Here is a 23,662-nt window from a genome sequence, read left to right on the forward strand (position 1 = left end):
CGGCCCGGCGCGGATCAGCGCGAGCCGTCTCGCAGTGCCGCGCGAGCGCGGACCGCGATGTGGAGATTGAACCGGCACTCGGGGTCGGCCAGGTCGCGACCGCTCAGCTCGCGGATGCGGCCGAGCCGGTAGCGCAGCGTGCTCCGGTGGATCGTCAGCGCCTCCGCCGTGCGGTCGTAGTTGCCCCCCGAGTCCAGGTACACGGTCAGCGTCCGGACGAGCTCGGGGTGGTGGTCCCGGTCGTGGGCGATCAGCGCGCCGAGCCACGTCTCGAGATAGGCGGCGAGCTCGACTCCGCCGTCGGAGGTGTCGAGGATGCGGAGCAGCCCGAGGTCGTCGTGGTGCGAGAAGCCGTGCGGTTGGGACGACTCGACGCGGATCCGGAGGGTTCGGGTCGCCTCGGCGAACGAGCGGGGGAGATCGCGGGCGACGCAGCGCCCGCCGACGCCGATCGTGCCGCGCGCGCTGTCCGTCGTCGACGCCAGCCTCTCGTAGAGGCCCGAGAGGTCGTGACGATCGGACACGATCGCGAGGACGGCCCCGTCCGTCCGTCGCGAGACGAGAGCCGGCGCGTGCATCACCGTGAGCTCGTGGCGGAGCGCCGTCGCGATGTCCACCCTGCTCGGAGTCGGGCGCTCCCACGAGACGAGCACGGCGCGCAGGTGGCCGCTGAGATCGAAGTGGAGCAGCTCGGCGCGGGCGAGAGCCTCGACGCCGTCGCAGCCGGCGACGAGGTCGTCGGCGAGATCGCGGCCCAGTCGGATCTCGACCTCCGCGATGCTGCGGTGATGGACGAGTTCGATCGCCATCAGCGCGCGGGCGTGCTCGAGGGCGAAGAGGTCGTCGTCGCTCAGGTCGTCGTCGGGGTCGTGGACGCCGATCACGCCTACGGCCTCCTCACCCGAGCAGATCGTCGTGCACCGCCAGCCGGGTGCCCCCCGAGCGGCGGCCGGAGCTCCGACGCAGGAGCGGAGGTTCGGCGGTGCAGCGGAGCCGTCGACAGGGACGAAGGCGCGTTCGTTGCCGAAGGAGTCCTGCAGCACGACGGATCGCCCGGTGAGGGCGCTCAGCACGGCGATGATCCGGGTCTCGCCGTCGCCCGCCGCGGCGTCGAACGCGACCCGGATGTGCTCGTGCGCGTCCAGACGCGCGATCGTCGCCGCCAGAGTGCGGTTCTCGCTCGCCTGCGCCTCGCCCAGCCGCCACAGCTCGCGGGCGCGACGGCGTTCCCGCTCGAGGAGCTCGGTCGCGGCGAGCGCGGCGCCGGCCGGCTCGGCCAGTGCGCAGAGCAGGACCAGGGCCTCGCGCGACGGCTCGGCCGCGGCCTCGAGCGCGAACGCCCCCCTGACGGCGCCGCCCGCACGGAGGAACAGCGCGTATCTCCAGCCGCGGTCGCTCGTCAGGGCCCCGCTCGAGCCCGCCCGCGCCTCCACCAGCAGATCCAGTCGACGGTTCGCCCTCCCGGAGTAGCGGGAGAGGGTGCCGCGGTCGGCGATGTACACCGCGAGGACCGCGCATCCGGTGATCGTCCTGGCCGCGGCCGATGCGAGCCGCACCGTCCGGCGCACCGTGGGCTGCTCGAGAATCGCCGAGCCCGCCCTGGAGAAGTCGAACAGGTCCGACCGGCCGGTGGCGTCGATGTCGGATCGTGCGACTGACGGTGGATCGCTCACTGCGCACATGGTGATGGCTCCGTGCCTCACGCTAGCGGCTTCCGACCGGGCCCGACAGTGCGATCGCGGGCCCGTATTTGGCCCTCCCGGGTCGAAGAGACCAGCCGTCCCCGGGTGCACACTCGGCCTCAGCGACGCCGTCGCCGCACGAGCGAGACGCCCCGGGTGCACAGCCCGGAGGCTCGAGGAGAGGAGACGTCCGATGGCGAAGGCGGTCGGTATCGACCTGGGCACCACGAACTCGGTCATCGCGGTCTGGGAGGGCGGGGAGGCGAAGGTCATCCCCAATGCGGAGGGCGCGCGCACGACCCCCTCCGTCGTCGCGTTCACCGACACCGGGGAACGGCTCGTCGGGCAGCTCGCCAGACGGCAGTCGATCCTCAACCCCAAGGGCACCATCTCGTCGGCCAAGCGCTTCATCGGCAGGACGTTCGACGAGATCGAGGAGGAGTCGAAGGCGGTCGGCTTCGACATCGTCCCCGGTCCGAACGGCGAGGCCAGGTTCACGATCCGCGACAAGCTCTCGGCGCCCGAGGAGATCAGTGCGCTCGTGCTGCGCAAGCTGGTCGACGACGCCGCGAAGTTCCTCGGCGAGAAGGTGACGGAGGCGGTCATCACCGTCCCCGCCTACTTCAACGACGCTCAGCGCACGGCGACGAAGGACGCCGGCCGCATCGCAGGTCTCGAGGTGCTGCGCATCATCAACGAGCCGACGGCGGCCGCGCTCGCCTACGGCCTCGACAAGAAGGGGCACGAGACCGTGCTCGTCTTCGATCTGGGCGGCGGCACCTTCGACGTCAGCCTCCTCGACGTCGGCGACGGGGTGGTCGAGGTGCGCTCGACGGCGGGCGACACCCACCTCGGCGGGGACGACTTCGACCGCCGGCTGGTCGACCACCTCGCCGACGAGTTCCAGAGTGCGGAGGGCATCGACCTCCGGAACGACCCCCAGGCCCTCCAGCGCCTATTCGAGGCGGCCGAGAAGGCGAAGGTCGAGCTCAGCACCGTCAGCCAGACCCAGATCAGCCTGCCGTTCGTCACGGCGGACGCGGCCGGTCCGAAGCACCTGACCGCGACGCTCAAGCGCGCCACCTTCGAGAACATCACCGCCGACCTCGTCGAACGGTGCCTCGGTCCGGTGCGCCGGGCGATGGAGGACGCGAAGGTCACCGAGAACGACATCGACGAGGTCATCCTGGTCGGCGGCTCGACGAGGATCCCGGCCGTGCAGAACCTCGTCAAGCGGCTCACCGGGGGCAAGGACCCGAACATGACGGTGAACCCCGACGAGGTGGTCGCGGTCGGTGCCGCCATCCAGGCGGGCGTCCTGAAGGGCGACGTCAGCGACGTGCTCCTGCTCGATGTGACGCCGCTCTCGCTGGGCGTCGAGACGCGCGGCGGGGTGATGACGACGATCATCGAGCGCAACACCACCATCCCAGCTCGACGGAGCGAGGTGTTCTCCACCGCTCAGGACAGCCAGGACTCCGTCGAGATCGTGGTGCTCCAGGGCGAGCGGGAACGAGCCGCCGACAACCGCGTGCTCGGCCGCTTCACCCTCACCGGCATCCGTCCGGCGCCGCGGGGCGAGCCGCAGGTCGAGGTGACCTTCGACATCGACGCCAACGGCATCCTGAACGTGAAGGCGCGCGACAAGGACACCGGAGTCGAGCAGGGGATCACGATCAGCGGCACGACGAATCTCGACCAGGCCGAGATCGAGCGCATGGTGCAGGAGGCGGAGCAGCACCGGGCCGAGGACCAGGATCTGCGCGCGGACGTCGATGCCCGCAACGAGCTGGACGCCGCCGTCTACCGCGTCGAGCGCACGCTGGCGGAGCACGGCGAGTCGGTGCCGCAGCACGAGCGCGCGCGTGCCGAGATGCTGACCGGGCAGGCGCGCGACGCCGTCGGGCGCGAGGTCCCCGCCTCCGAGGCCCGCGAGCTGACCAGCGAACTGCAGCAGATGGACGCCGCGCTGTCCGTCGCTCGGGCCCCCGGCGCGTCCTCGGCCGAGGACGATTCCGACGACGCCGATTCCGACGACGTCGTCGACGCCGAGTTCGATCGACGCTGAGGGACCGTGTCATGGACGCCACGAACGCCCCACCCGACGATCTCGACCAGCGTCGCGCCGAGCTCGAGGACCGGTGGAAGCGGGCGGCCGCCGACCTCGACAACACTCGGAAGCGCTCGGCCCGGGAGCTCACCCTGGCCATCGACGCCGAACGGGCCCGCGCCGCCTCCGTCTTCCTCCCCGTGGTCGACGGTCTCCAGGACGCCGTCGCGTACGCGCGGGCGGCCGATGCCGGCCTGGCCGACGGCATGGAGTCGATCCGCGAGCAGGCCGTGGCAGCCCTCGAGCGCCTCGGCTACCCCCGGATCGATCAGGTCGGAGTGCCCTTCGACCCCCGGCTCCACGAGGTCGTGTCGGTGCTCGAACGGGGCGACCAGCCGCCCCGGACGGTCGTGGCCGTCCCCCGCCTCGGCTTCGGGAGCGCGGAGCGGCTGCTGCGGCCCGCCGGAGTCGTCGTCACCGCAGCCGAGGAGTGAGCTCGTGGCCGCCGAGGACTACTACCGACTGCTCGGCGTCCCGCGCTCGGCCGATGCGAAGGAGATCCAGCGCGCCTACCGCGCACTGGCGCGCGAGTACCACCCCGACGTGAACAAGGGCGCCGACGCGGAGGACCGTTTCAAGCAGATCAGCGAGGCGTACCACGTGCTCGCCGATCCGGACTCGCGGGCCCAGTACGACCGGTTCGGGCCGGAGTTCCGCCAGTACGCGGGATCCGAACGCGAGTACGGGTCGCGGTCGCGGTCGGGCGCGGCGGGTGGTGGCGGGCGCACCGGGCCGCGACGCGGGCCGGCCGGACCCACCTGGTCGAGCGCTCGGAGCGGTGCCGGTCCGGGAGGCGCCACGGTCGACTGGGACGACCTCTTCGGCGAGGTGTTCGGGTCGATGCGCGGGGCGGACCACGAGCTCACCCTCGAGCTCACGGTCGACGAGGCCTTCCGCGGTGGCGCGCGCACGATCGTCGTCTCCGGTCCCGACGGCGACCGCCGGACCCTCGACCTCGACATCCCGGCCGGCGTCGTCGACGGTCAGCGGATGCGCGTCACCGGGGCCGGAGGAGCCGGCCGGGACGAGGGCGGGCTGGGCGACCTCGTCGTCACGTTCCGCATCCGACCCGACCGTCGCCTCCGCGTGGACGGGAAGGACATCGAGATGGACCTCCTGATCTCGCCCTGGGAGGCCGCACTGGGAGCGAGCGTCTCGGCCCGGGCACCCGGTGGCCCGATCACCGTGCGGGTCCCACCCGGCTCGTCCAGCGGCCGGCGGCTGCGACTGAGGGGTCAGGGCATGCCGCAGCAGCACGGAGAGCCGGGCGACCTGTTCGCGAGGGTCAGGATCATGGTCCCCCCGCACCTCACCGACCGTGAACGCGAGCTCTTCGAGAACCTCCAGCGGGAGTCCGCCTACGACCCCAGGCGGGCATCATGACCTCCCCTCTGCTTCCGATGCTCCCCCTCCGGCTCGACCTCGAGAGGGTCGCCGCCGCGTCCGGCACCCACCCCGAGCTGATCGTGCGGTTCGTCGAGCTCGGGCTCGTGCCCGCGCGCCGCGACGCCGGCGGGCGCCTGTGGTTCGAGCCGGCCGCCCCCGCACTCGTGCGCCGGATCCTGCGGCTGCACGCCGATCTCTCACTCAACTACGCCGCCGTCGCTCTGGTCATCGATCTGCTCGCCCGGATCGACGTGCTCGAGAACCGACGACGGGTGATCCACTCCGGAGAGGCGACACCGCCATGGACATGAACATGCTCACTCAGAGATCCCAGGAGGCCCTCCGGGAGGCGCAGGACATCGCGACCCGGAACGGGCAGACGGAGACCGAGAGCGAGCACCTCCTTCTCGCCCTGCTCACCCAGGAGGGGGGCCTCGTCCCGCGACTGCTCGAGGCGTCGGGGGTCGACCTGACGGTGCTTCTCGGCGACGTGCAGCGGGCGGTCGAGCGCAAGCCGAGAACCACGGGCTCCGGGATGACGCCCGGCCAGGTCCGGGTCTCGAGAGCTCTGGCGGCGACCCTGGACCGAGCGGAGCGGGAGGCGAAGCGCCTCAAGGACTCCTACGTCTCGGTCGAGCACCTGCTGCTCGCGCTCGCCGACGACGCCGGGAGTGCGACGGCGCGCCTCCTGCAGAGCGACGGGGTGACGCGGGAGGGCTTCCTGACGGCGCTCGCCGGTGTCCGCGGGAACCAGCACGTCACCTCGGCGACCCCCGAGCAGACCTACGAGGCCCTGCAGAAGTACGGCCGCGACCTGGTGGACGACGCGCGCGCGGGACGACTGGATCCGGTCATCGGCCGCGACACCGAGATCCGCCGCGTCATCCAGATCCTGTCGCGCAAGACGAAGAACAACCCGGTGCTGATCGGGGAGCCCGGCGTCGGCAAGACCGCCATCGTCGAGGGTCTCGCCCAGCGGATCGTCCGCACCGATGTGCCCGAGGGGCTCCGCGACAAGACGGTCTTCCAGCTCGATCTCGCGGCTCTCATCGCCGGCGCGAAGTACCGCGGCGAGTTCGAGGAGCGGATGAAGGCGGTGCTGGCGGAGGTCATCTCCTCCGACGGCCGCATCCTCCTGTTCATCGACGAACTGCACACGCTGGTGGGTGCCGGTGCGACCGAGGGCGCGATGGACGCGGGCAACATGCTCAAGCCCATGCTCGCGCGGGGCGAGCTCCACCTCATCGGCGCGACGACGCTGGACGAGTACCGCCGGCACATCGAGAAGGACGCCGCGCTCGAGCGCCGGTTCCAGACGGTGCTGGTGGAGGAGCCCGGCGTCGAGGACGCCGTCTCCATCCTGCGAGGGCTGCGCGAGCGCCTCGAGGTCTTCCACGGCGTGCGCATCCAGGACAACGCGCTCGTCGCGGCCGCGACCCTCTCGCACCGGTACATCACCGACCGGTTCCTGCCGGACAAGGCCATCGACCTCGTCGACGAGGCGTGCGCGCGGCTGCGCACCGAGATCGACTCGATGCCGGCCGAGCTCGACGAGCTGACCCGTCGCGTGACCCGTCTCGAGATCGAGGAGGCCGCCCTCGCGAAGGAGGAGGACGCGCCGAGCCGCCTCCGCCTCGAGGAGCTGCGCCGCGAGCTCGCGGACCTGCGGGCGGACGCGGACGCGAAACGCGCGCAGTGGGAGGCCGAGCGCCAGGCCATCCGGAAGGTGCAGGAGCTGCGCAGCGATCTCGAGAGGGTGCGGCGGGAGGCGGAGGACGCCGAGCGCAGCTACGACCTCGACCGCGCCGCCGCGCTCCGCTACGGCACGCTCTCCGAGATCGAGCGCCACCTCGCCGCCGAGGAGGCGCGGCTCCTGTCGAAGCAGGGCCCGCAGCGGATGCTGCGCGAGGTCGTGACCGAGGAGGAGATCGCCGAGATCGTGGCCGCCTGGACCGGGATCCCCGTGGCGCGCCTCCAGGAGGGCGAGCGGGCGAAGGTGCTGAAGCTCGACGAGGTCCTGCAGGAGCGGGTCGTCGGGCAGCCGGAGGCCGTCGGCCTGGTCGCCGACGCGATCATCCGCGCTCGATCGGGCATCCGCGACCCCCGGCGCCCGATCGGGTCGTTCATCTTCCTGGGGCCGACCGGTGTCGGCAAGACCGAGCTCGCCAAGGCGCTGGCCGGTGCGCTGTTCGACAGCGAGTCGGCGATGATCCGCCTCGACATGAGCGAGTACCAGGAGCGGCACACCGTCAGCAGGCTGGTCGGAGCCCCTCCCGGGTACGTCGGGTACGACGAGGGCGGGCAGCTCACGGAGGCGGTGCGGCGGCGACCCTACTGCGTCGTGCTCTTCGACGAGATCGAGAAGGCGCATCCGGACGTCTTCAACACCCTGCTGCAGGTGCTCGACGACGGCCGCATCACCGACAGCCAGGGCCGCACGACCGACTTCCGGAACACCGTGGTGATCATGACCTCCAACATCGGGGCGGACCACCTGCTGACCGGTCCCCGGGACAGCAGCGGAGGCATCACCGGCGACGTGCGCGACCTGGTCCTCACCGAGCTGCGCGGCCGCTTCCGCCCGGAGTTCCTCAACCGCGTCGACGACATCGTCGTCTTCGCGCCCCTCGGCCTGGAGCAGATCGAATCGATCGTGGAGCTGCTGATGGCCGATCTCCGCCGACGCCTCGCCGACCGGCAGATCGCGCTCGAGCTCACTCCGGAGGCGCGGCGGCTGATCGCGGTCCGCGGATACGACCCGCTCTACGGGGCGAGGCCCCTGCGGCGCTACATCTCGCACGACATCGAGACCCGTCTGGGGAGGGCGCTCCTGTCCGACGCCGTGGGTGAGGGGTCGGTGGTGCGCATCGATGTGCGGGACGGTGACCTCGCCATCGACCTCGACCGCGCGGCGACCGACGCGGACGTCGAGGTCGTGAGATGACGGCGACGACGATCGTCCGCTGCGCCGAGTGCGGTCGCCGGAACCGCGTGCCCGCGGCCGCCTCCGGTCGACCGCGCTGCGCGAACTGCGGCACGGCCCTCCCGTGGATCGTCCAGGCTCTCGACGACACCTTCGCCGAGGTCGCCGAGAACGCGGACCCGCCGGTGATCGTCGACATGTGGGCGACCTGGTGCGGCCCCTGCCGGATGGTCAGCCCGGTGCTGGAGCAGCTGGCCCGCGAGAGGGCGGGCGAGGTGAAGCTCGTCACCGTGGACGTCGATCGAGCGCCGGGACTGTCGTCGCGGTTCTCGGTGCAGGCCGTGCCGACGCTGCTCGTCATGCACCGGGGCCGGGTCGTCGCGCGCCAGGCCGGCGCCGCGCCGGTCGCCGTGTTGCGGCGGTGGTTCGACGAGGCGATGGAGAAGGACTCGCGCGAGTTCAGGGGCGCCTCCCCGGGCGCCGAGCACGGAGAACCCTCATGACCGTCCGTCCCGATCCCCATCTGGCCGCCGTCCGCGCCGTGACGCCCCGCACGCCGGGTGCCTGCGAGGACTGCCTGGCACTCGGCACGCCATGGGTCCACCTCCGACTGTGCTTGACCTGCGGCACCGTCGGGTGCTGCGACTCCTCGCCGATGAGGCACGCACGAGCGCACGCCCTGCGCCACCGGCACCCGATCGTCCGCTCCCTCGAAGCGGGGGAGACCTGGCGCTGGTGCTACATCGACGAGGACTTCGCATGACCGGGGGAGTCGGCTCCCCGGGCGTCGTCGAGGAGACTCCCGACACGCTCGGGGCGTTTCCCCGGCTCACGCCCGTGCAGCTGGAGGCGCTCGGAGCGGTCGGCTCGAGGGTGGCGGTCGTGGAGGGCCAGGTGCTGGCCCTCGCGGGCGAGTCCCCCTCCGCGTTCTTCGCCGTGCTCGAGGGCCGGCTCGCGGTCGCCGAGGGGGAGCGGGTCGACATCCACGGTCCCGGCCGCTTCGCCGGTGACATCGGGCTGCTGGAGGGGCAGCCGTCGTTCGCGACGATCACCGCGGTCGACGACGGCACCGTGCTCGCGGTGCCGGTCGAGGCGCTCGAGAGGATCGTGACGGGCGACCCGCTCGTCGGCGACGTCGTCCTGCGCGCGTACCTCATCCGCCGGTCGCTGGCGATCGGGTTCGGCGCGGGGCTCAGGATCGTCGGGTCGCCCTTCTCTCCCGACACCCGCCGGCTGCTCGACTTCGCCGCGCGGAACAGGGTGCCGCACCGCCTCCTCGACGTGGAGCGCGACCAGGGCGCCGAGGTGATCCTGCGGCGGGCGGGGCTGGATGCAGCAGACGTGCCGGTGGTCGTCGTCGCCGGTTCGCGACTCCTCCGGAACCCGTCGGTCGCGGAGCTCGCGGAGGCGCTGGGCATGCGGAGCACCCGGCCCCCGGCGAGCACCGACCTCCTCGTCGTCGGCGCGGGGCCGGCGGGTCTCGCCGCCGCCGTCTACGCGGCCTCCGACGGACTCTCCGTGGTCCTCACCGACGCCGTCGCGACCGGCGGCCAGGCGGCCCTGTCGGCGCGGATCGAGAACTACCTCGGATTCCCCTCCGGGATCCCGGGTGCGGAGCTCGCCGAGCGCGCCACCCTCCAGGTCGCGAAGTTCGGCGCCACGCTCGTCGCCCCCTCGGCCGCCCAGAGCCTCCGTGCCGACGGAGGGGTGCTCGAGGTCCGCTTCTCGGACGGATCGGTCGTCTCTCCACGGGCGGTGGTGATCGCGTCGGGCATGCGGTGCAACCGCCTCGATGCGGTGGACCTCGACCGCTTCGAGCACACCGGCGTCCACTACGCCGCGACGCTCAACGAAGCGCGCCACTGCGGCGCGGCCGGGGTCGTGGTGGTGGGAGGCGGCAACTCGGCGGGGCAGGCCGCCGTCTTCCTGGCGGGCACCGCGTCGCACGTCCATCTGGTCGTCCGGGGGCCGGACCTGGCCGCGAGCATGTCGCGCTACCTGATCGTCCAGGTCGAGGATCATCCCCGCATCACGGTGCATCTGCGCACCGTGGTGGTCGAGGCGCGCGGCGAGGACCGCCTCGAGTCGATCGTCGTCGAGCGCGCGCCCTCCGGCGCGCGGGCGGAGCTCGCCGCGGCGCACCTCTTCGTGATCGTCGGGGCGACACCGGCGACGTCGTGGCTCGGGCCGGAGTTCGACCGCGACGAGCGCGGCTACCTCGTCACGGGAGCCGGCACGTCCGCGTCGGGGGCGAGCAGGCCCGCCCTCGAGACGTCGGTCCCCGGGGTCTTCGCGGTCGGAGACGCGCGCAGCCGGTCGGTGAAGCGCCTCTCGGCGGCGATCGGCGAGGGCGCCGGCGTGGTCCGGATGGTGCACGACCACCTCGAGACGGGGGGCAGTCGACGGGCGGAGACGTTCAAGGCCTGAAGACCACGGAGAACGTGCGGATGCGCTCCGTGATCGTCCAGGTGCCGGTGTTCCGCGGCGGAGTTCGAGCGCCACCTCGCGCCGGTGAGCGACCGGGAGCAGCGGGAGTGCTTCGGGCTGCTCCGACCGGAGCGCCCGCGTCTCAGCCCGCGGCGCGCCGGCTCGCCGCGGCGTGCGCGAGGAGGGTCGCGACGACTCCGACGGCCACGCCGATCGCCGTCTCGAGTGCGCGGTCGCGCAGCAGCACGAGCTCGTCGGTGCTGTGCGCCAGCTCGACCATCAGGATGGCGAGCGGGGTGACGAATGCGAGCGTGAGGCCGTAGTTGCGGCCGACGACGAGCTCGGCGGTCATCTGGAGGAGCACCACGACCACGATCGTGCCGAGCGGCGACAGCGGGAGGGCGAGGAGCGCGGCGGCGATCGCGACTCCGACGACGGTGCCGAGCATCCGGTGGCCGGCGCGGACGAGGCGGGCCGTCGCGTCGACTCCCGACACGGCGGCCACGGCCGAGACCATCGCCCAGTAGGGGTGCCCGAGGCCGGTCGCCGTCGGGATCGCCCCCGCGACGAGCACGACGGCGGCGAAGCGGACGATCGCCGCGCGGGTCGCGGGGCGAGTCGCCGCGGCTCGGAACGAGGTGCGCCACGGGGTCGGTGCGAGACGGCGCGCGCGGGGAGAGGCGATGCCGCTCACCCCCACGAGCAGCGCGAACGCGGCCGAGGCGGAGGCGAGGGCGAACGCCTCGACGAGGCGCGACGGCTCGACCGCCACCGAGGCGCAGGCCGTGACCGCGAACACCGGGAAGAGCGGCCCCGGCGGGTGCCAGTGCAGGGCGTCGCTGAGGTACGCGGCTCCTGCGGTCGCGAGGGTGACGACCGGGATGATCAGCCACTCGCGCACCGGGGAGAGCGCGACGGCCGTGCCGATCGTCACCATCGCGACGAGGTAGGCGGCGGCCGAGAGCTGCATCGCGAGACGCGGCCGGTGGGTGTGCTGACGACCGTAGAGCGCGGTGAAGGCGCCGAAGGTCGCGTAGAGCGCGAGATCGGTGCGGCCGACGGCCCACAGGAGCAGGAGCGGGACGGCCATCGAGATCCCGGCGCGGACCGCGACCCGGTGCGCGCCGTTGTGGGGTCCGAAGGCGATCAGCTCGCGCGGGTGGGGCATCAGGGGAGTGGTGACGGGCATGAGGTCCTCAGGTCGGCCGGAGTCCGAGCGGCACCGGCCGGAGTAATGGTTCACGGGTGAACCAAATATACTTTACTCGTGAATGACTCCGGGAGCCACCTCGCAACGGACGCGGTCGACGAGATCCGTGCCGGATGGGCGGCGCTGCGGCCCGATCTCGACACGGAAGCGGTCGAGATCGTCGGGCGACTGATCCGCGCCTCCGCCCTCGTCGTCCGGGCGACGGAGGAGCGGCTCGCCGCCTTCGAGCTCACCCGCGGCGAGTTCGACGTGCTGACGACGCTCCGCCGCGCCGGCGCCCCCCAGTCGCCGACCGCGCTCCGCACGATCGGCCTCGCCTCGGCTCCCGCGATCACGAAGCGCCTGCACGCGCTCGAGAGGCGAGGGCTGGTCGCGCGCTCGGCGAACCCGACCGACGGGCGCGGCGCGCTGATCGCGCTGACCGCGGCCGGCGCCTCCCTCATCGACCTCGCGTTCCCCGAGGTTCTCGAGGTGGAGCGGGGACTGCTCGCCGCGGTGCCGGCGGGCCTGCGCGACGGGGCCGCGCGCTCCCTCCGGGCCGTGCTCGCGAGCGTGGAGGCCGCGCAGAAGCCGTGACTCCCGCCTCCGGAGCGCTCGCTACCGTGGAGCCATGCGCCTGACCTCGAGCTTCACCGTGGCGTCGCGGCCGCCGCTGCTGCAGCTGGTCAAGACCGCGGTCGCGACGATCGTCACCTGGATCCTCGCGAGCCTGATCTTCCCCGACACGCTGCCCGTGTTCGGCGCGATCGCCGCCCTGCTGGTGGTCGCGCCGAGCGTGAACCAGTCGTTCTCGAAGGCCCTCGAGCGCAGCGTCGGCGTCATCGTCGGCGTCGTCGTCGGGTCGCTGATCGGCACCCTCCTGGGCGACGAGAGCGCGATCGTGCTGCTCGCGATCGTCGCGGCGATCGCCCTGGGCTGGGCGATCCGCCTGACTCCCGCCTCCGCGGTGCAGATCCCGATCAGCGCGATGCTCGTGCTCTCGGTCGGCGCCGTCACACCCAACTACGCGTTCGACCGCATCATCGAGACGCTGATCGGCGCTGCCGTCGGAGTCGTGGTCAACGGAGTGATCGTGCCGCCGGTCACCCTCGCGCCGGCCGAGCGGGCCGTCGGCGATCTGACGGCGCAGCTGGCCGCAGCGCTCGACGACCTCGCCGACGTGCTGCAGAAACCGGTGCCGCGTGCCCGGCTCGACGAGCTCCTGATCAACGCCCGACTCCTGCAGACCATGCAGCGCAAGGCCGAGGAGGCGATCGCCACGGGGGAGGAGTCGCTCCGGCTGAACCCGCGCCGGTCGGCCCACCGCGACCGGCTGGTGGCGCTGGACTCCATCACCCCGCGGCTCGCCCGCATCGTCACCCGCGTGCGCGGGATGACCCGGACCGTGCACGACCTCTACGACGGCGACCTGGTGCGCGAGCCCACCATCGCCGACATCGCCGTGCAGCTGCACCGCGCGGCGCACGACCTGCGGCTGCTCGTGCAGTCGTCGGTCGCCGTCCCCGAGCCGGAGGTGATCACCGACGAGCTGCCGGCGCTCACCGCGCCGCTCGTGATCGCGACACCGCATCCCGAGCACTGGATCCTGCTCGGCGCGCTCGCCGAGGACCTCCGCCGCATCCGCGAGGAGATCGTGGGCGAGGAGTCCTGAGCGGGGAATGCGCTCCGCCGCGAGCCGGTTCGGTCCGATGATGTCCTCGGTCTCCCTCGCCTCCGTCCCCCTCGCCGTCCTCGACCTCGCCGCCCGGCCGTTCGGCGGCACCAACGCCGATGCGGTCGCAGGGAGCATCGCGCTCGCGCAGCACGCGGAGCGGCTCGGCTACGAGCGCTTCTGGGTCGCCGAGCACCACGGGATGCCCGGGATCGTCTCGAGTGCACCGGCCGTGCTGATCGCGGGCATCGCGGCCCGCACCGAGCGGATCCGCGTGGGCAGCGGAGGAGTGATGCTCCCCAACCACGCGCCGCTCGTCGTCGCGGAGCAGTTCGGAACCCTGCGCGCGCTCTACGGCGACCGCATCGATCTCGGGATCGGCCGAGCGCCCGGGACCGACGGGGCGACCGCCGCGGCACTGCGGCGCACCGAGAAGGGGCTCGGAGCCGAGGACTTCCCGCAGGAGCTCCTCGACCTGATCGGCTTCTTCGAGGGCTCGATGAGCCCGAACAACCCGCTGGCCGGGATCACGGCGGTTCCCGGGCTCGGCGACATCCCGCAGATCTGGCTGCTCGGCTCGAGCGGGTACAGCGCCCAGGTCGCCGGAGCGCTGGGGCTGCCGTTCGCCTTCGCGCACCACTTCTCGGGCGAGAACACCGAGGAGGCGCTCGCGCTGTACCGCTCGTCGTTCCGACCCAGCGACGATCTCGCCGCCCCGCACTCGGCGGTCAGCGTGCAGGTCGTGGCCGACGACGACGCCGACGTCGTCGAGCGCGAGTCGCGGCCGGGCATGCTCACGTTCCTCCGGATGCGGCGGGGCGCGAAGCCCGAGCCGGTCTCGGTCGAGGAGGCGGCTGCTCACGTGTTCACGCCGATGGAGGAGGAGGTCGTGCTGCAGAGGAAGGCGCGGCAGGCGTTCGGGACGCCCGGGCAGGTGCGGGCGGCGCTCGGGTCGCTGCTCGGGTCGACCGGCGCCGACGAGCTGATCGTGTCACCCGCCTCGGCGACCGTGTCGTCGAAGCTGCGGACCCTCGAGATCGTGCGGGAGCTGCAGGCGGCGTAGGGCCGTCAGGCCTCGCCTCCCGGCTCGTCGCGGAGCGCCTTCGGATCGGTCGCCTCGGCGTGCTGCGTCTTGCCCTCGGCGATGAGCGAGTCGTCGTCGACGAGGATGCCGGCGAGCTCGGTCACCCGGCCGAGGGCGGCTCCGAGCGGATCGGGCGCGGCGGCGTCCTCCTGGGATCGGTCGACCTCGTCGTCGGGGAAGCGCCGGAGCTCGGCCTCGCCCCGGTCGGGCTGCGGAGCGCGGGCGTGCTCGACGCAGAGGCGCGCGACCTCCTCGGCGTGCGCGTGCATCACGGAGTGGGAGGCGTCGGGGATCTCCCAGGCGCGGGCGTGCGGGATCGCCTCCGCGACCTCCTCGACCCACTCGCGCGGCACCAGCCGGTCGTACTCGCCGCGGATGACGAGGGTCGAGGCGCGGATGCGCGGCACGGTCCGCTCGATCGGGTAGTGCATCATCTCGGGCAGCACGCGCGAGAACCAGCGCGGGCCGCAGAGGAGGTAGGCGGCGGCCGCGAGGATCGCGACCTTCATCGGCTCCCGGAGGCTCGACTGCGCGAAGCGGAGGGCCGCGATCGGGAGGCGGCGCTCGCGGCGGTTCATCACCGGGCCGAGCAGCACGATGGTCGTGAGCTCGGGGCGCCTCGCGGCCAGCTCGGCGACCACCTGGGTGCCCATCGAGTGGCCGAGGACGACGGGATCATCGAGTCCGAGCTCGTCGATGACCGCGCCGACGAGCTCGGCGTAGTCGCCGATGCTCATCCGCCGCGCGTACGGAGGGTGCGGCACGCCGCCGAAGCCCGGCAGGTCGAGCGCGTGCACCGGACCGAACTCGTTCAGGGCGGGGGCGAGCCGCTCGAAGTAGGTGGCGGCGACTCCGATGCCCGGGACCAGGACGAAGGTGCGCTCGCCCTCGCGGCCGACCGTGCTCACCCGCGCCCACACGTCGCGGTGGCGGACGCGCTTCACGGAGACGTCGGTGCTCCGGTAGCGGCGGCGCGGGTCGCGGCGGCGGGAGCGGGTGGTGGCGAAGACGTCGCGGACGCCGGGCCGGATGCTCGAGGCGAGGGAGCGCAGCGGGTCGCTCGGTCGGGGCACGGTCGCCTCCTCGGGATCGGGGTCTGTGCGAGCCTAGATGCTCGTCGGATCGGCACCTCCTCGCGTGGACTCAGAGGAGCATGTCCTCGGAAGGGTGCAGGATCAGCCGGGCCGGGCCGAGGTGGAGGACCCCGTTCGTGAGCGGGGCGGTGCGGACCCCGCCGCGCCTCCGCATGGCCCTGTGCGCCCCCGGCGCGAGCGAGACGTTCATCCACGCGCACGGGTTCGCCGGCCGGCCGCCCTGGAACTCGAGGCGCTCGCCGGCCTGCTCGATCGCGAAGGTGCGGCCCGCGAGGGCGTCGATGTCGGCTCCGCGCACGACGATGTTGCGGCGGACGTCTGCCGGGTCGAACGGGTCGGCGCCGAGCTCGGCGGCGACGTGCTCGAGCGACTCGATCGCGTAGAGGGTGACGGCTGCGGTGCGGTGGGCGCGCTTGGCGAAGTAGCGGTCGCCGACGATCCCGAGACCTGCGCGGATCTCGATCCGATCGGGCTGCTCGTTGCCCTCGTAGGGGACCGGCCCGTCGGCGGGGCGGCCCTCGAAGCGGTGCAGGGGCGAGACGACGAAGCGCACGAGCTCGATCGCGGCTGCCTCCATGAGGGCAACGCTACGCGGCCCGCGCGGCGCCTGTGCCGACGGAACCCGTTCTCGCCCAGGGAGCCCTGTCAGCGACGTGTCTCGGGCGGAACGGGTTCCCTCGCGGGAGCTTTGGAGGATTCGCGGACGCGCCTCGCGGCATGTATAGTCGTACCTCGTTGCGTGCGCCCCTCCGGGCTGCGCGATGGACTGCGCCCGTAGCTCAACGGATAGAGCATCTGACTACGGATCAGAAGGTTGGGGGTTCGAATCCCTCCGGGCGCACTCGGAATCCAGGCCCTCACCGGCTTCGGAGCCACCGAGTACTGGTTGAGACAGTGCGGCTCCCAAGAGCCTCGAACGGCCCGCTTCGGCGGGCCGTTCCTCGTTGACAGGAGTGCGGGCGTTCGATTCGCGCCTGGCTGAGGTGGGTCCCGCTGGATGCCGGAAGCGCGCCAGAGGCAGCATCGTCATCCCTCGCCTGAATGATGAAGCGAGGCGCACTCTCGCCGCGGGCGACGACCCACTGGGGTGTGTCGGCGATCGCGCAAGCGCTGACCTCGCCGACGCACACCGCCATCGTGTCGCAACCGGGATCATCAGCTGTCGGGTCGGCGAGAGACGCGTGGATCGGTCGCCTCGAAGCATCGACGCAACGTGATGCGCGTGATCCAAGCGGGAGGCGTCGTTCAGTGGGGCATCCCGTTCGCGCCACTCGATGGGAACCTCGGCGTCTTCCTGCCCCACCTCCTCGCTCTCGTCATCGAGGGGCACGAACCACGACGGGTGCCCTGCCTAAACAGGTTCCACCAGAACCCTTCACCCGTGCATCACGCGTCCGTAGCGTTGCCGACATGGATCACCGAGCTGAGGTACGCGAGTTCCTCGCGTCGCGTCGCGGGCGCATCAGTCCCGAGCAGGCCGGGATCGAACCCAGCGGCGGTCGTCGCCGAGTCGCGGGGCTGCGTCGAGACGAGGTGGCCCGTCTCGCCGGCATGAGCGTCGACTACTACACCAGGCTCGAGCGGGGGAACCTGTCGGGCGTCTCCGACTCCGTCCTCGACGCGATCGCTCGCGCTCTCGTCCTCGATCGTGCCGAGCACGACCACCTCTGCGATCTCGCGCGAACCGCGAACGAGGCGGGAGTCCGCTCCCGGTCGCGGCCTCCCGTCGCGGCGAAGGTCCGACCCGAGGTGCAGTACCTGCTCGACGCGATCACCGGGGCTCCGGCCTTCGTGTCCAACATCCGGATGGACCTGGTCGCCGCCAACGCGCTCGGCTTCGCGCTGTACTCCGAGATGTACAGGAGCACGGCGAGGCCGGCGAACCACTCCCGGTTCATCTTCTTCGACACCCGGTCGCACGACTTCTACCCCGACTGGGAGCGGGCCGCGGATGTCAACGTCGCGATCCTGCGACGCGACGCAGGCCGCAACCCGCGCGACGCGCAGCTCGCCGCGCTCATCGGCGAGCTGTCGATCCGCAGCGACGACTTCCGGACTCGGTGGGCGGAGCACAACGTCCGACGGCACTACACCGGTCTGAAGCAGTTCAACCACCCCGCGGTCGGTCTGCTGGAGCTGACGTTCCAGGCGACCGAACTGCAGGACGACCCCGGCCACTCGATGACCGTGTACCCGGCTGTGCCGGGCAGCGCCTCCGACGACAAGCTGCGGCTCCTCGCCACGTGGGCCGCGACAGAGGACATCGCACGCCTCACCTCCAGCTCCGCGAGCTGACCCCCCTCCTCTCCCTCTCTCCACGGCCACGGTGCGGCTCCCGCCTCCTGCGACGCCGCCCCCGAGCCCCGAAGGACGCCATGACCTCCACCCTGCCCGTGCTCCTCCCCGACGCGAGCGACCGAGCCGAGCCCCGCACGATGCCCTGGCTCGCGCTCTCCCTCCTCGCGACGATGGGGTTCATCCTCGTCGCGGCGGAGACGATGCCCGCAGGCCTCCTTCCGGTCATCGCGGAGGGGATGAGCATCAGCGAGGGAACGGTCGGACAGTTCATCAGCGTCTGGGCACTCGGGACCGTGATCGTCACGATCCCGGCGATCAGCATGACCCGCGGCTTCCGGCGGAAGCCGCTCATCCTCGTCGTCATCGCGTGCCTGATCGCGGCGAACACCGTCACCGCCCTCTCGAGCGATGTGGTGCTTTCACTCGTCTCGCGATTCTTCGCCGGAGCGTTCACGGGGATCATCTGGGGGATGCTGGCCGCCTACGGCCGCAGGATCAGCCCACGTCGGCGCGCCGGACTCGCGCTGTCGATCGTCTCGGTGGGAGCGCCCGTCGGCTTCGCCCTCGGCACGCCGCTCGGCGCCTGGCTGGGAACGACCTTCGACTGGCGCTGGTCCTTCGGCGGACTCAGCCTGATCGCGCTGATCACCTTCGTGATGATCGCCGTCTTCGTCCCTGACGCCCCCGGTCAGCCGAGGACCGCGGCGGGGAGCCTCCCGCTGGCTCGCGTCTTCGCGATGCCCGGCGTGGCGATCGTGTGCCTGACGATCTTCGTCTGGATGCTGGCGCACAACACGATCTACACCTACGTCGCTCCGTTCCTGCGCGAGGGCGGGTCCGGTCTCGGCCCCGACCTCGTGCTCCTCGTCTACGGGGTCTCCTCGATCGTCGGAGTCGCGATCACTGCGGCTCTCATCGACCGTCTCCCGCGGGCGCTGCTGCACCTGAGCGTCGCGGTGTTCATCGTCGCGGCCCTCGTGCTCCTGCTGGGCCGGGGCGCTCCCGCAGCCGTCCTGGGAGCGAGCGTGCTGTGGGGGATCGCCTTCGGCGGTGCCTCGGCCCAGCTGCAGTCGGCGCTCAGCCGCTCCGGTCGCGAGAACTCCGACGTCGCCAACTCCTTCCTCCCCGTCGCGTTCAACCTCGCCATCTTCGCCGCAGGAGTCCTCGGCGCTCTCCTGCTCGACGCTTTCGACTCCGTGGTTCTCGCGGGCCTGATGGCCGTGCTCGGCGCGGCCGCCCTCGGGATCACCGTCCTCGGCCGCCGAACGGCGTTCACCGCGGCTCAGGTCGATGCGCTCCACGGACGCCCCCACCCCGCGTGACGACAGCGGTCTGATCACCGTCCGCCCGGTCCTCCCTCACACTCAGGAGTCACACTCATGAAGGCTGCATACATGTTCGGCGCCGGCGATGTCCGCATCATCGACGCACCGGATCCCGTCCTCCAGGACGCGACCGACGCCCTCGTCCGGATCGTCCGCGCCTGCGTCTGCGGGTCCGACCTGCACCCGTACCGCGACATGGAGAAGAACACCGACGGCGTGTCGATGGGGCACGAGTTCATCGGCGTCGTCGAGGAGATCGGCGCCGACGTCCGCGCTCTCGCCGTCGGTGACCTCGTCATCTCGCCGTTCTCGTTCTCGGACGGCACGTGCGAATTCTGCAAGGAAGGGCTCTACACGTCCTGCGTGCACGGCGGCTTCTGGGACATGCCCGGCATGGGCGGCGGCCAGGCCGAGGCCATCCGCGTGCCCTTCGCCGACGGAACTCTCGTCAAGGTCCCGGGAGTCGACGAGAAGTCGCCGCTGCTCACGTCTCTGCTGACCCTGTCGGACGTGTACGGCACCGGATGGCACGCCGCCACCAGCGCCGATGTCTCGCCCGGGGACTCCGTCGCCGTGATCGGAGACGGAGCCGTCGGCCTCTTCGCCGTGCTGTCGGCCAAGCAGAAGGGCGCAGAGCGGATCATCCTCATGGGTCGCCACAAGGCCCGCACCGACCTCGGAGTCGAGTTCGGCGCCACGGACGTCGTCGCCGAGCGCGGCGAAGAGGGCATCGCCAAGGTCAAGGACCTCACCGGCGGCGTCGGAGTCGGGAAGGTGCTCGAGGCGGTCGGCCACCTGCCCGCGTACGAGCAGGCGTACAAGATCGTCCGCCCCGGCGGCATCATCAGCCGTGTCGGCGTCCCGCAGTACGAAGACGCACCCGTGGGGTTCGCCAGCCTCTTCGGCGGCAACATAACCCTGACCGGCGGCCCCGCTCCCGTCCGCGGATACATCGAGCAGCTCATGCCGGCGATCCTCGACGGCACCATCGACCCGGGCAGGGTCTTCGACCGCACCATCGGCATCGACGGCGTCCCGGACGCGTACCGCGCCATGGATGAGCGCCAGGTCCTGAAGGCCATGATCACCTTCTAGGCGATCCCCCTGCTGCACCGCACGAATAGCCGTGCGGTGCAGCACCACGGCACACGAAGGAGAACACCGTGAACATCGAACCCGCCCGCCCCACCACCAAGAACCCGCCCGCGCAGTTCGCCGGCGACGTCTGGGTCGACATGATCGCCGTCCCGCACGAGGACGGCCAGCACATGAACGTCGGCCTCGTCCGCTTCGCCCCCGGTGCGCGCACCGCCTGGCACTCGCACGCCCGCGGGCAGTACCTCCGCGTCACGCAGGGCATCGGCCGGTTCGGAACTCGCGACGGGAACATCATCGAAGCCCTTCCCGGGCAGACCGTCTACACCCCGCCCGGCCAGGAGCACTGGCACGCAGCCCCGGCGGACAGCTTCATGGAGCACCTCGCCATGTACGAGAACGCCGACGACCCCGCGACGACGACCACCTGGCTCGAGCACGTCACGGACGACGAGTGCGCGGGCACGACGACGCAAGCCTGAGCTCGACCTCCACGACGAAAGGACACCGCGATGACCGCTCGCGACGACGCTCTCCGTGAAGCCGCGATCCTGTTCCCGGCGACGCCCGGGACTCGGGGCTCGCCGTGCAGAGGGAGATCTTCGGGGCGGACGCCGTCGACGGTCTCTTCTCGGGTCCGGTCGACTCGCGCCGCTTCTCGGAGTTCCTGGCCGGCAACTGCTTCGGCGACTTCTCCACCCGCACGGGACTCGATCTGAAGCAGCGTGAGCTCATCACCTTCGCACTTCTCGCGGCGCTCGGAGGCGCGGACAGTCAGGTCACGAGTCACGTCACCGCGAACCTGACCGTCGGCAACACCCGAGCGGATCTCCTCGATGTCCTGACGGTGCTGGTCGCGTACATCGGCTACCCGCGCACCTTGAACGCGCTCGCCCAGGTGAACGCGGCCGCGCCGGCTGCGGACTGACATCACGACCCGCCAGCGCCGATCCTGAGGAGAACCCCGTGACAGACACCCCGAGCTTCGGACACGTCCTCGTGGTCCCCGGCGTACAGGCGGTCGGGTGATGCGCGTCCGGGCCAGCACCGGTGGACGGGCTGCCCCGGCTCTGCTCGCGCCCGCCGTGGTCCTCGCGCTGACGCTGTCGGGCTGCAGCGCTCCGACCGGCAGCTCTCCGACGGGCAGCGCGGAACCGTCGGCGCCCACCACCCTGACGAGCACCGCTCGGACCACTCCGGCCACGACCACCCCCGCCGGTCCGGCGTCGGCCGACCCGCCGACCCCGGTCGGCCAACCGGCGGCGGCCGCTCCGACGCAGATCGCCCTGCAGTTCGGCGACGTGGAGATCACGGGAACGGTGGAGGACACCGCGGCGGGGCGCTCACTGCTCGCCCAGCTCCCGGCGGAGCTCGACTTCAGTGACTACGGCGGGCAGGAGAAGATCGCGACCCTCCCCTCGCCGCTCGACCTCAGCGGAGCACCGGATCGTGCCGCCGCCCCGGCCGGCACCCTCGGCTACTACGCCCCTGACCAGGGTCTCGTCCTCTACTACGACAGCGTCGGTGCGCACCCCGGCATCGTGCCACTCGGTGTCGTCGACGACGTCGAGTCGCTGAGGGGCGCGAGCGACGGATCCGTGGAGGTCCGCGTGCGGGACTGATCACCGCTCCGCATCGCGGCGATCCCGTGCCCCGACCGTGCTCCTCAGCGGCTCCCGGTCCGCGACGGCACCGTGCGATCGGGGCTGACCGACCTGCTGAGCTGCCTCGAGGAGTGCGACGCGGCGATGTCGTTCGTGCCCGGCTGAGGCGCGATCGGGAACCGAGCACGGCGCATTCGACGTTCCCCTTTCCGCCCGACGCTTCAGGATCACCGAAGCATTCCATGGAAGCAACTTCCCTGGTACATTCATGCCATGGCATCGACTTTGACCGACTTCCGAGCACTCGTGCGCTTCGAGACCGATCTGTGGAACGAGGTCGAACGGCGACTGCGGGCCGTCGAGGGCGCGGTGTCGCTCGGTCGTCACCGCATCCTCGAGCTCGCCGCCGCCGACGGGTCGACGCGGGTCCAGGACATCGCGGAGGAGCTGCTCATCACGGTCGGCGCCGCCAGCCGGCTGGCCGACCGGCTCGAGGCCGACGGGCTGATCGCCCGCACACCGCATCCCAGCGACCGGCGCGGCTCGCTCATCGCGCCGACCGAGAGCGGCCGGCGGGCCCTCGAGATCACGACGCCCGCGATCGACTCCGCCCTCGAGGGCGTCCTCGGCGCCTCCGGCTCGGCGGCCCTCGCGACGATCGCGGGGCTCCTCCCGCTGGCCTCGGCAGCGGCGGATGCGGCACGATGACCGCCACGATGCGCGCGGTCGTGCTCGACGGGTTCGGCGGTCCGGAGGTGCTCCGTGTGCGGGAGGTCCCGATCCCGACCGCGACTCCGGGCCAGGTGCTCGTCCGCGTCGAGGCGTTCGGGCTCAACCACTCCGAGCTGCACTTCCGCCGCGGGATGGGGTCCTTCGGCTCGCTGCCGCGGATCCCGGGCATCGAGGCGACCGGCACCGTGGTCGACGCTCCCGGAGGCGAGTTCACAGCCGGGCAGCAGGTCGCCGCGCTGATGGGCGGCATGGGCCGCACGATCGACGGCGGCTACGCCGAGTACACCCTCGTCCCCGCGGCGAGCGTCGTCCCGTTCTCGAGCGACCTCGACTGGGCGACCCTCGGCGCGCTGCCCGAGATGCTGCAGACCGCCCACGGCTCCCTCACCACGGGGATCGGTGCCCAGCCGGGCGACACGATCCTCGTCCGCGGAGGCACCTCCTCCGTCGGCCTCGCGATCGCGGTGCTCGCGAAGCAGCGCGGCATGACCGTCTACGCCACCACCCGCTCAGCCGCGAAGGCCGCCGTGCTGGAGGGCGTGGGAGTCGACCGCGTCTTCCTCGACACCGGCGACATCGCGGATGCGGTGCGGGCGGCGTCGCCCGGGGGAGTCGACGGCGCCGTCGAGCTCGTCGGCACCGACACGCTCCGCGACACCCTGCGGGCGACCCGGGTGCACGGCACCGTCTCGTTCACGGGGATGCTCTCGGACGTGTGGACGGTGCCCGACTGGTACCCGATGGACTTCATCCCCAACGGGGTTCGCCTCACCGCCTACTCCGGCGACGCGAGCGACCTGCCCGCGGCGGTGCTGCAGGAGTTCATCGACGCGGTGCAGGCCGGAACTGCGACCGTGCCCATCGGCCGGACGTACGCGCTCGACGACATCGCGGACGCGCACCGCGACATGGAGGCGGGCACCGTCACCGGGAAGCTCGTCGTCACCACCCGCTGACCCGCACCCGCTCGCGACCACAGGGGATCCCCATGCCCGGACGCGCCCGTCCCCTCACCTTCGCCGCCGCCGCCGCGGCCTCGCT

The 23,662-nt window shown here is 72.0% G+C and carries 23 protein-coding genes and 1 tRNA gene; 20 read left to right on the forward strand and 4 right to left on the reverse strand.

Annotated features, from left to right (window positions below):
- Positions 1-14: 14 nt before the first annotated feature.
- Positions 15-1,682: a PucR family transcriptional regulator gene (locus tag B9Y99_RS11205; RefSeq protein ID WP_085476690.1), complete on the reverse strand. Its 1,668-nt coding sequence runs from the start codon at positions 1,680-1,682 to the stop codon at positions 15-17.
- A 193-nt stretch (positions 1,683-1,875) separates the two neighbouring features.
- On the opposite strand from B9Y99_RS11205, the gene dnaK reads away from it, so the two are divergent.
- From dnaK to B9Y99_RS11245, 8 genes are read left to right on the forward strand one after another with little or no spacing between them, the layout of a single operon-like run.
- Positions 1,876-3,750, forward strand: a complete 1,875-nt coding sequence (dnaK, locus tag B9Y99_RS11210) for a molecular chaperone DnaK (protein WP_085476691.1) — start codon at positions 1,876-1,878, stop codon at positions 3,748-3,750.
- An 11-nt stretch (positions 3,751-3,761) separates the two neighbouring features.
- Positions 3,762-4,226, forward strand: coding sequence for a nucleotide exchange factor GrpE (locus B9Y99_RS11215; RefSeq protein ID WP_085476692.1), 465 nt, complete (start codon positions 3,762-3,764; stop codon positions 4,224-4,226).
- A gap of 4 nt (positions 4,227-4,230) precedes the next feature.
- Complete coding sequence (locus B9Y99_RS11220; RefSeq protein ID WP_085476693.1) at positions 4,231-5,175, forward strand: DnaJ C-terminal domain-containing protein; 945 nt, start codon at positions 4,231-4,233, stop codon at positions 5,173-5,175.
- Positions 5,172-5,489, forward strand: a complete 318-nt coding sequence (locus B9Y99_RS11225; protein WP_085476694.1) for a chaperone modulator CbpM — start codon at positions 5,172-5,174, stop codon at positions 5,487-5,489. The genes B9Y99_RS11220 and B9Y99_RS11225 overlap by 4 nt, the downstream gene beginning before the upstream one ends.
- The gene (clpB, locus tag B9Y99_RS11230) at positions 5,480-8,122 is read left to right on the forward strand and encodes an ATP-dependent chaperone ClpB (protein ID WP_085476695.1); all 2,643 of its coding nucleotides are present in this window, start codon (positions 5,480-5,482) and stop codon (positions 8,120-8,122) included. The genes B9Y99_RS11225 and clpB overlap by 10 nt, the downstream gene beginning before the upstream one ends.
- Positions 8,119-8,604, forward strand: coding sequence for a thioredoxin (gene trxA / locus B9Y99_RS11235; protein WP_085476696.1), 486 nt, complete (start codon positions 8,119-8,121; stop codon positions 8,602-8,604). Before clpB ends, trxA begins: the two co-directional genes overlap by 4 nt.
- Complete coding sequence (locus tag B9Y99_RS11240) at positions 8,601-8,864, forward strand: UBP-type zinc finger domain-containing protein (protein WP_085476697.1); 264 nt, start codon at positions 8,601-8,603, stop codon at positions 8,862-8,864. The genes trxA and B9Y99_RS11240 overlap by 4 nt, the downstream gene beginning before the upstream one ends.
- A complete protein-coding gene (locus B9Y99_RS11245) occupies positions 8,861-10,528 on the forward strand; it encodes an FAD-dependent oxidoreductase (RefSeq protein WP_085476698.1) in 1,668 nt (555 codons plus the stop codon). The genes B9Y99_RS11240 and B9Y99_RS11245 overlap by 4 nt, the downstream gene beginning before the upstream one ends.
- A 142-nt stretch (positions 10,529-10,670) precedes the next feature.
- Here the strand turns inward: B9Y99_RS11245 and B9Y99_RS11250 are convergent, their stop codons facing one another.
- Positions 10,671-11,717, reverse strand: a complete 1,047-nt coding sequence (locus B9Y99_RS11250) for an FUSC family protein (protein WP_085476699.1) — start codon at positions 11,715-11,717, stop codon at positions 10,671-10,673.
- Between the two features lie 78 nt (positions 11,718-11,795).
- On the opposite strand from B9Y99_RS11250, the gene B9Y99_RS11255 reads away from it, so the two are divergent.
- From B9Y99_RS11255 to B9Y99_RS11265, 3 genes are read left to right on the forward strand one after another with little or no spacing between them, the layout of a single operon-like run.
- The gene (locus B9Y99_RS11255; RefSeq protein WP_085476700.1) at positions 11,796-12,314 is read left to right on the forward strand and encodes a MarR family winged helix-turn-helix transcriptional regulator; all 519 of its coding nucleotides are present in this window, start codon (positions 11,796-11,798) and stop codon (positions 12,312-12,314) included.
- A 34-nt stretch (positions 12,315-12,348) separates the two neighbouring features.
- Entirely contained in the window at positions 12,349-13,389 is a 1,041-nt protein-coding gene (locus B9Y99_RS11260; RefSeq protein ID WP_085476701.1) for an FUSC family protein, read from the forward strand.
- Positions 13,390-13,429: 40 nt separating this feature from the next.
- Complete coding sequence (locus tag B9Y99_RS11265; RefSeq protein WP_085477364.1) at positions 13,430-14,452, forward strand: LLM class flavin-dependent oxidoreductase; 1,023 nt, start codon at positions 13,430-13,432, stop codon at positions 14,450-14,452.
- A 5-nt stretch (positions 14,453-14,457) separates the two neighbouring features.
- Here B9Y99_RS11265 and B9Y99_RS19220 read toward each other — a convergent pair whose 3' ends face one another.
- Positions 14,458-15,546: an alpha/beta fold hydrolase gene (locus tag B9Y99_RS19220; protein ID WP_085476702.1), complete on the reverse strand. Its 1,089-nt coding sequence runs from the start codon at positions 15,544-15,546 to the stop codon at positions 14,458-14,460.
- Positions 15,547-15,616: 70 nt separating this feature from the next.
- Positions 15,617-16,144 (reverse strand): MOSC domain-containing protein, encoded by a 528-nt coding sequence (locus tag B9Y99_RS11275; protein WP_085476703.1) that lies wholly within the window; start codon positions 16,142-16,144, stop codon positions 15,617-15,619.
- Positions 16,145-16,335: 191 nt separating this feature from the next.
- On the opposite strand from B9Y99_RS11275, the gene B9Y99_RS11280 reads away from it, so the two are divergent.
- From B9Y99_RS11280 to B9Y99_RS11320, 9 genes are all read left to right on the forward strand, one after another.
- A tRNA-Arg gene (locus tag B9Y99_RS11280) sits at positions 16,336-16,408 on the forward strand.
- A 569-nt stretch (positions 16,409-16,977) separates the two neighbouring features.
- On the forward strand, positions 16,978-17,862 hold the full coding sequence (locus B9Y99_RS11285) for a helix-turn-helix transcriptional regulator (RefSeq protein ID WP_085476704.1): 885 nt from the start codon (positions 16,978-16,980) through the stop codon (positions 17,860-17,862).
- Between the two features lie 80 nt (positions 17,863-17,942).
- A complete protein-coding gene (locus B9Y99_RS11290; RefSeq protein ID WP_085476705.1) occupies positions 17,943-19,187 on the forward strand; it encodes an MFS transporter in 1,245 nt (414 codons plus the stop codon).
- Positions 19,188-19,244: 57 nt separating this feature from the next.
- A complete protein-coding gene (locus B9Y99_RS11295; protein WP_085476706.1) occupies positions 19,245-20,285 on the forward strand; it encodes an alcohol dehydrogenase catalytic domain-containing protein in 1,041 nt (346 codons plus the stop codon).
- Positions 20,286-20,353: 68 nt separating this feature from the next.
- Complete coding sequence (locus B9Y99_RS11300) at positions 20,354-20,767, forward strand: (R)-mandelonitrile lyase (RefSeq protein WP_085476707.1); 414 nt, start codon at positions 20,354-20,356, stop codon at positions 20,765-20,767.
- A gap of 104 nt (positions 20,768-20,871) precedes the next feature.
- Positions 20,872-21,213, forward strand: a complete 342-nt coding sequence (locus B9Y99_RS11305) for a carboxymuconolactone decarboxylase family protein (protein WP_085476708.1) — start codon at positions 20,872-20,874, stop codon at positions 21,211-21,213.
- Between the two features lie 100 nt (positions 21,214-21,313).
- Entirely contained in the window at positions 21,314-21,907 is a 594-nt protein-coding gene (locus B9Y99_RS18505; protein ID WP_129588006.1) for a cyclophilin-like fold protein, read from the forward strand.
- Between the two features lie 255 nt (positions 21,908-22,162).
- A complete protein-coding gene (locus B9Y99_RS19375; RefSeq protein WP_085476709.1) occupies positions 22,163-22,597 on the forward strand; it encodes a MarR family winged helix-turn-helix transcriptional regulator in 435 nt (144 codons plus the stop codon).
- A complete protein-coding gene (locus B9Y99_RS11320) occupies positions 22,594-23,577 on the forward strand; it encodes a zinc-binding alcohol dehydrogenase family protein (RefSeq protein ID WP_085476710.1) in 984 nt (327 codons plus the stop codon). Before B9Y99_RS19375 ends, B9Y99_RS11320 begins: the two co-directional genes overlap by 4 nt.
- Positions 23,578-23,662 lie beyond the last annotated feature (85 nt).

The organism is Rathayibacter oskolensis (assembly GCF_900177245.1).
GTDB classification, from domain to species: Bacteria; Actinomycetota; Actinomycetes; order Actinomycetales; family Microbacteriaceae; genus Rathayibacter; species Rathayibacter oskolensis.